The following is a 5,140-nucleotide window of genomic DNA, read 5'->3' as shown; positions in this document are numbered from 1 at the left end:
TCTAGCCCAACCTCTAAATCTCTCTCCTTTATAATCTCTTTTATTTATATAATTATAGTATCTTCAAACTAAGAACCAAACATACGAGCTCAAGCGTTGTAGGTAATGCAGAACAAAACATATGAATAAAGAAGATTTTAATAATTACTTTGAACTTTTACCTAGACAAAATTGGTTGACCGAAAAGGAGGATGAGATGATTAAATTGATTTCAAGTTGTAAAAACAAAGAACAAAAAAAACTTATATTTGAATTGCTGGAAGATTTTCGATATGTAGATTATAAACTGTTCAATAGGTATTTAGAAAATATAGCAGATTATATAATTAATGATTCTGGTTTCAAAATTGAAAACACTCAAATAGTTGGAATGGTAATGGATTCAAATCCAGATAGTAGTCAATGGATACTACAATTATTGAAACCAATATTAACAAAAAAAGGATGGAATAATGTTAAAATAACACCAGAATTCCACAGAGCTGTGCGCAAAATGAATAAAGAAGGGCTAACTAATTTAATTCTCATTGATGAATTTATAGGAAGTGGTCAATCGGTAGATGGTCGTTTAAATTATTTGGAAAAAGAAGCAAAGACGGAGTATAAAATAAATGCTTGTTTTTTGGCAGGAATGGAGAATGGTATAAATAAAGTGAAATCAAGGTTTAATGATTTTAAATGTTTAATACCATTAAAAAAAGGTATTTCAGACAAATATCAGAGTCCTTTAAAAGAAAAAGCTATCCAAAATATGCTGGATTTAGAAAACCAACTATTACCATTAATCAATAAAAAGAAATTAGCTGATTATTCATTCGGATTTGGAAAAGTCGAGGCGCTATACTCATCACACGGTAATGCCCCAAATTCTGTCTTTCCTTTTTTTTGGTGGCCATATGATGTAAAAAAAGAGTTTAGAAACTCTTTATTAATTAGAAATGAAGCTGGTTTAGGTTTATGAAAATAACAAAAACTGATATAAAAATTTTAGTTGATTTATATAAATCAATAGATGGTCTAACTCCGTATGCATTTTTTCAGAGGTATAAATATACTCCAACTACAGTTTTTAAGTCTACTAGTAGATTTCAAAAAATGGAATTTATTGTAAGTCAAAATGACAAGTTATTGATTACTGAAAAAGGAAAAGAGTTTGTTCAGCAAAATAGATTTATTTATAGCAACAATAAATTCGATAGAATACCAGAAGAATTTTTAGGTAACAAAATAGGAATAAATGTTCCTTATATTCCAAATTTAAGTAAAATATCAAAAGAAATATTAAATTTACAAAACAATAAAGGTGATGGTTAAAAGAACTTGCACATAGAAGATGTAGTCGTCTTCGCGAACTAAGGTTAGATTTAGCCAGGTCATAAAATTAAAATCGGAGATTTGAATTTTATGACGTTCGCTCAGCAGAGCTGAGACTCACCCACTTAAATAATATTTTAAGTGGCGTGACGCCACTGAAAATATTATTTAAGTGGATTAGCTAAAGATAAAGAAAGAAGTCTACCATCACCTTTTTTAAATTATATGTCAGATAATAAAATTCTAAACCAATGGAAAAGATATTTTTCTAATAGAGGAATTGAAGAAAATCTTCAATTATCCTATATAGAATATATCAATATTTTATTATCTCAAAACTTACCTATTATTTTTGAAAATGAGCATCTTTCTTTGTTATTAGGGCGCAATGAAAAATATATGAATTCGGTAGTTCATTCACCAGAATCACATTATCGTGAATTTAAATTAAAAAAAAGAAAGGGAGGTTTTAGAACTATAGATGCTCCATATCCAGCTTTATTAGAATGTCAAAAATGGATTCAAAAAAATATTCTTTCAAAAGTTAAAATAAATTATTGTGCACACGGATTTGCTAAAAAAAAATCAATTGTTACAAATGCACAAATACACATACAACAAGAACAATTACTTAAGTTAGATTTAAAAGACTTCTTTCCATCTATAAAGAAAGGGAGAGTTATTGCTATGTTTTGTAATTTAGGTTATCCAACTGAAGTATCGTTTTACTTAGCATCAATTTGCTGCCTACAAGATTGTTTACCACAAGGAGCTCCAACAAGTCCAACAATAAGCAACATTGTCTCTCTCAGCCTAGATAATCGAATATTTTCTTTTTGTAAAAAATTTGATTTAAAATACACGAGATATGCCGATGATTTAGCTATTTCTGGTAAAAGAATACCCACGAAATTTATTGATTACTTAGAAAATATTATTAAAACTGAAAGTTTTGAAATAAATAATTCAAAGACCCAACTACATAAGGGAAAAGGAAAAAGAATTTTAACTGGCGTTGCTATAAACACTGATATTATCAGAGCTCCAAAAACTTACAAAAGAAAGTTATTTCAATCATTGCATTATATTGAAAAATATGGAATGAATGCTCATATGTCAAAACTAAAAATAAGAAACCCTCATTATCTAGAAACAATGATTGGTAAATTACATTATATACTAAGCATTGAAAAAGAAAACATTAAAGCAAAGAAATATCTGAATATGTTAGCTGAAATTGAAAAAGCACGTACCCACAACACCGTGTATAATTAATTGCTTGGGTCTGTGTGTACTCCGGAAATCTTACGGATTTTCCTCTGGTTCGTTTTCTTTTGCTAAATTAGTTGCTAGCCACGCAACTAACCATACACGAACACGTTACCTGCAAGCCAAAAAAAATGAAATCAACAGAATTTAAAAAAATAGTAACTAAAAATCTTGCTCCTTTTTTGAGAAAAGAGAATTGGAAAGGAAGCGGATTTGATTATAGGAAAAAAGTTGGAAATGTAATTAGACTATTAACTATTCAACCTTCGAGTTCTGGCGGAAAATTTTGCATAGAGATTGGTGTTCATTTTGATTTTATACCATTGAAAGCAGAAAAAGACTTATCAAAGATCAAAACTTGGGATGTAGATATTAGAAAAAGATTGACACCTAACGAATCGGGAGATTATTGGTGGGATTTTCCAATAACTGAACAAATAGAGAATTCATTATTTGAAGAAATTGTGAAATTGATAATAGAAAAAGCTGAACTGTATTTTGAAAATTATAATGATTGGGAAAATGAAACTTCAAAATTATCTATTGAGGATATAGAAAAAGGAATATCGAAAAAATTATTTCCAATTTTACCTTTAAGTAGTTCTTTAATGATTTCAAGAATAAATTTACATCTTGGTAGGAATGAAAAAGCAATTGAATTTGCAGAATATGGACTTTCAAAAATTACTGGAATGAAAGGTTCTGGTTTAATTCCGAGTTTTAATGAAATAAAAGAAAAAGCCAGCAGGTAACAATGTATAAAAAACATAGGGCTTTTGTGTTAACTCCAAAGTTTTGTGTTTATTTATAAAGTCCGCCAAATATAAAATTTGGCATTTCAACATAAAAGATAAATACAAAATATTATATTTGGCTAAGTGCCAAACACGAAGTGCAGTGCTTATCCTCTGCCCTACGTGTTTTATACTAAACGTTAGCTACAATTAAAGCTAGAAACAAAAAATGGCATCAAGTAAAAATAATAGTCAAATTTTTATTATCCTCGCAATAATTGCGCTGATTCCCAACATCGGTTGTTTATTAGTGGCACACTTTGTTCTATATCCTCCTCCTGTGATACTATACGTTGTGCCTGTAATTATGATTGTTCTTTGTATAGTCAGTTTTACGTATGGAATGAAACTACGCAAAAAAAACAGCTAGAATTTGAGAAGCAACAAACTTTTGATATTAGATTTAGATGGAGTTTTAATAACAAATCCATCTTGGAAAGCTGACCGAATTCACTCGGATGGATATTCTGAATTCAATGAATCGTGAGTTGAAAACTTAAACGGACTTCTCACTCCTTCGGAATTTGATATTTGGTTAAGTTCGACTCGACGCACTGTAAAAACTCTGACTGAATTTAATCTGATTTTTAAAAATCTTGGGATAAAGAAAGACATTATTGGATTTGTACCTATATATGCGGATTGTCGAAATCGAAAAGAAGAAGTCCTGAAATTCATAGCGGAATTTGAAGCGTCTGATTTTCTCATAATCGATGATGACAAATCATTAAATGGACTAGAAAACGGAATAAAAGAAAGTCTGATTTTGACAGAATTGACAAAAGGGTTTAATTCCGAGAAGTTGAAAGAAGCCACTGAAAAAATAAAAAACTGTAGCTAACAACGCATAAAAATAATGCGTAATTTAGTACTTAATCGAGAGTCCGTGCATTTTTGGTACATCTGAATTTCCTGCGGAAATTCCTCGCGCACAAAACCGCACTATTCTTATACAATACCGTTGTGAGCAATATGAAAAAAACTCTGTCAATTATAATTTTACTCCTGTTTTTCTCTTGTTCAAATAGGAGTGATAAGATTATTAATTTTGGTAAATTCAAAATAACAGTTCCCGAAAGTTGGACTAAATATGACCGGAAAGGAATTGATAGTTTTGTTGGTGGAATAATTACGGATACTAAAGACACACTGAATTTTGACTATGGCCGATACTCAGGTGATGCGAGTAGAGACTTGCCTATGGTTTATGATAAAGAGAGTTTAGCCGAATTATCAGAAAAAGAACGCGAATTACTTCCTCATACAAAACATTTGATAGTAGATGACATATTTGAATCAAATGTTGATCCTAAAGAGTATTTAAAGTACGATACGGAATTTGACACAATTGCTTGTTATAAAACCAAAATAATCAAACCTAAAAATAAAGGCTTCGGAGTAACTGGAATTTATATTGACAGCTTATTTGGAAGTAAATTGGAATATAATAAAGTCCGTTTTAATTTTTATGGATACTACTTATCTGACAAAACTCAAGCCGAATTTATAAAAGCACTTAAAACTTTGAGTTTCGAAAATTGTAATGAAAAATAAAATATACTGCTCACAACAACGGCTATAATTCATTGTGGCGGAATTTTTCTCCGAAAATTCCTATCTTTCAACCAACGCTTGGTATCGGCGGAATGGTCCTAGCGGACAATTCCACAACGAAACCATAGGTACTGTGTTAAAAAACAAGTTTTTTCTTTAATAATTTAGGAAACAGGTTGATTTATCAAACTGTTATCCCGCGCAGCAAG

General features: G+C 30.2%; 5 protein-coding genes and 1 pseudogene. All 6 read left to right on the top strand.

The window, feature by feature from the left end; all coding sequences use genetic code 11:
- Positions 1–121: 121 nt before the first annotated feature.
- The 6 genes and pseudogenes from M4I21_RS18230 to M4I21_RS18210 all read left to right on the top strand — a co-directional run bounded on the left by M4I21_RS18230 (position 122) and on the right by M4I21_RS18210 (position 4,931).
- Positions 122–961, top strand: coding sequence for a phosphoribosyltransferase-like protein (locus tag M4I21_RS18230; protein ID WP_249560660.1), 840 nt, complete (start codon positions 122–124; stop codon positions 959–961).
- Positions 958–1,314: a helix-turn-helix domain-containing protein gene (locus tag M4I21_RS18225; RefSeq protein ID WP_249560659.1), complete on the top strand. Its 357-nt coding sequence runs from the start codon at positions 958–960 to the stop codon at positions 1,312–1,314. The genes M4I21_RS18230 and M4I21_RS18225 overlap by 4 nt, the downstream gene beginning before the upstream one ends.
- A 225-nt stretch (positions 1,315–1,539) precedes the next feature.
- The gene (locus tag M4I21_RS18220; protein ID WP_249560658.1) at positions 1,540–2,589 is read left to right on the top strand and encodes a reverse transcriptase family protein; all 1,050 of its coding nucleotides are present in this window, start codon (positions 1,540–1,542) and stop codon (positions 2,587–2,589) included.
- Between the two features lie 125 nt (positions 2,590–2,714).
- Positions 2,715–3,335, top strand: a complete 621-nt coding sequence (locus M4I21_RS18215; RefSeq protein WP_249560657.1) for a DUF4304 domain-containing protein — start codon at positions 2,715–2,717, stop codon at positions 3,333–3,335.
- Positions 3,336–3,876: 541 nt separating this feature from the next.
- Positions 3,877–4,218 (top strand): annotated as a pseudogene (locus M4I21_RS18700) (HAD domain-containing protein); the annotation flags it as partial.
- 131 nt (positions 4,219–4,349) lie between these two features.
- On the top strand, positions 4,350–4,931 hold the full coding sequence (locus M4I21_RS18210) for a hypothetical protein (RefSeq protein WP_249560656.1): 582 nt from the start codon (positions 4,350–4,352) through the stop codon (positions 4,929–4,931).
- Positions 4,932–5,140 lie beyond the last annotated feature (209 nt).

The sequence above is a fragment of the Cellulophaga sp. 20_2_10 genome, from assembly GCF_023476645.1.
In the GTDB taxonomy this organism is placed as follows: domain Bacteria; phylum Bacteroidota; class Bacteroidia; order Flavobacteriales; family Flavobacteriaceae; genus Cellulophaga.
Note: the sequence above shows the minus strand (reverse complement) of the source record. Positions and strands in the feature narration are given on the sequence as shown.

Excerpts from the sequence above, each read along its gene's own strand:
- M4I21_RS18230 (WP_249560660.1), top strand. The coding sequence starts at position 122 with ATGAATAAAGAAGATTTTAATAATTACTTTGAACTTTTACCTAGACAA.
- M4I21_RS18225 (WP_249560659.1), top strand. The coding sequence starts at position 958 with ATGAAAATAACAAAAACTGATATAAAAATTTTAGTTGATTTATATAAA.
- M4I21_RS18220 (WP_249560658.1), top strand. The coding sequence starts at position 1,540 with ATGTCAGATAATAAAATTCTAAACCAATGGAAAAGATATTTTTCTAAT.
- M4I21_RS18215 (WP_249560657.1), top strand. The coding sequence starts at position 2,715 with ATGAAATCAACAGAATTTAAAAAAATAGTAACTAAAAATCTTGCTCCT.
- M4I21_RS18210 (WP_249560656.1), top strand. The coding sequence starts at position 4,350 with ATGAAAAAAACTCTGTCAATTATAATTTTACTCCTGTTTTTCTCTTGT.